Genomic DNA, 1,945 nt, shown 5'->3' with positions numbered 1-1,945 from the left:
GCGCGGCACCGTGCGGATCACCTGCGACGGCGGCAGCGGCGCGCCGTTCTTCAGATGCCGCCACATCAGGTTCAGCGCCTGCACGTTGTAGTAGTGAACCGGCACGAAGCGCGTGTCGAAGCCCGGCACCGACAGGAACGCGTCGAAGTGCTGGCCGTTCGTCACTTCGTAGAACACCAGTTGGCTGCGCCCGGCTTCGCTGATGCCGTTCTGCGCGACGTACGCGCGCGACGCATGGTTCACCGGTACGAGCGCATCGCTGCGGCCCTGCACGATGATCGCCGGCTTGCCGTGCAGGTTCGCGTTCACGCGCACCGCGTCGACGTTCGCGGGCATCCCGAGCATCCCGTTGGTCCACAGCTGGCGCAGGCACAGCGCGCCCGCGAAGCTTGCATCGGGCGTCGCAAGCCGGTGATCGGTGCCCGCGCCGTCGTTGAACACCAGATTGATGCCGGCGGTCGGCGGCACGCCGTTGCCGACGCCGAACACGCTCGGCATCGGCGATGCGGCGGGCGCCGCGACCACGCCCGTCGCCGGGTTCGTCGTCGCGAAGCTGAAGTTGCACAGGTTGTCGGTGACGCGCGAGCGCGTGTATGCGTTCGCATAGGTGACCGCGATCGCTGGAATGGCCTGCGAATCCCACATCGGCGCCTGCAGCAGGTCGGAATCGGCCAGATAGCCGGCCGCGTGAAGTTGCGCGAGCGCGTCGGCCGCCTGGCTCTGCGTGTCGGCGCCCGCCACCAGCCCGGCCGCGGCGAGCGTCGCGCAGCGCTGCGTGCGGATCGACTGCGTGGTCGTGGCCGGCAGCGCGCTCAGGTACGGCGCGCCGGCGAGCGACGCCGACGCGGCCGCGCACGGTTCCAGCAGGTTCGCGAGCGTCGCGTAATCGGCCAGCGGCCGGCCGAACGACGGCACCGGCTGGCCGCCCGCGCGGACCACCGCATTCGGCGCCATTCGCACGTTGATCTGCGGCTCGCCGACCACCACCGCGGTAATCCAGCCCCGATTGTCCTGTTCGGCGGCAGCGAGCGACGCGCCGCCGCCGTTGCTGACCGACGCGGCGATCGTCGTGATGTCGCCCGCGCGATAGCGCACGCCGTGACGGGCGCCGTCGATCACCGGTCCGAACTGCTCGTTGAGCGCCCAGTACGCGAATTCGACCGACTGCAGCGTCACGCGCCCCCAGTCCTGCTCGGGATTCTGTTGAGAGTGCGCATGCTTGAACGCATAACGGTTCGGGAAGCGGCTGTTGAATGCGGCGAGATCGCCGCTCGTCACGTTCGCGGTGAACAGGCTCGCGGTACCAGCCAGCACCGCGTTGGCGAGCGTGCCGTCGATCAGCGTGACGGTGTCGGAACCGAGCTCGTGCGCGCCGTTGCCGCCGCCCTTGTCGTTGTAGGCCACCGCGCAGCCGCGCTTGAGCGCCCACTCGCCGGCCGCGGAAATCGCGCCGTACACGCCGCGCGAGCCGGACGACGTCGCGGTGACGATGCACGGTTGCGCGGGGTTGAAGCTCGCGGGCACCTGCACGAGCAGCGTGACGTTCTTGCTGCCGCTGCCGTCGTCGGCGTACGCGAGATATTCGGTGCCGGGGATCTTGCCTTCGCCGAGCGTGTCGTTGCCGTCGAGGTCGACGTTCGGCCCCCAGAAGCGGCCATAGCCGCCATTCGCGCTCATGTCGACGAGCGCGCGATAGTTCGACCAGATGGCGAGACGGCGCAATTCGGCGCTGGTCGGCCGCGACGGGTTCGCGAACCCGGGCGCACTCGCCGCCGCGAGGCCGGTCTTGCCGAGGCCGGCCGTCAGCAGGTCGTCGCTCGCGCCGTCGTAGGCCGTCGTGCGCACGCTGCCGGACACGAAGCCGGGCAACCGGTTGCGCTCGGCCGACTCGTCGCCGTTGCACGCGCCGAGCATCGCGACCGCGGCCAGCGCCGCCCCCCACACC

General features: G+C 70.5%; 1 protein-coding gene. It reads right to left on the bottom strand.

The annotated features are described in order from the left end of the window. Positions 1-1,944 (bottom strand): 3-hydroxybutyrate oligomer hydrolase family protein (locus tag H3O04_RS35180; protein ID WP_202589499.1); only part of this gene is annotated, 1,944 nt, incomplete at its 3' end. Position 1,945: the final 1 nt, after the last annotated feature.

It is taken from the genome of Burkholderia sp. KCJ3K979 (assembly GCF_016759955.1).
In the GTDB taxonomy this organism is placed as follows: Bacteria; Pseudomonadota; Gammaproteobacteria; order Burkholderiales; family Burkholderiaceae; genus Burkholderia; species Burkholderia orbicola.
The sequence above is the reverse complement of the archived record's forward strand: the minus strand, read 5'-3'. Positions and strand labels throughout refer to the sequence as shown.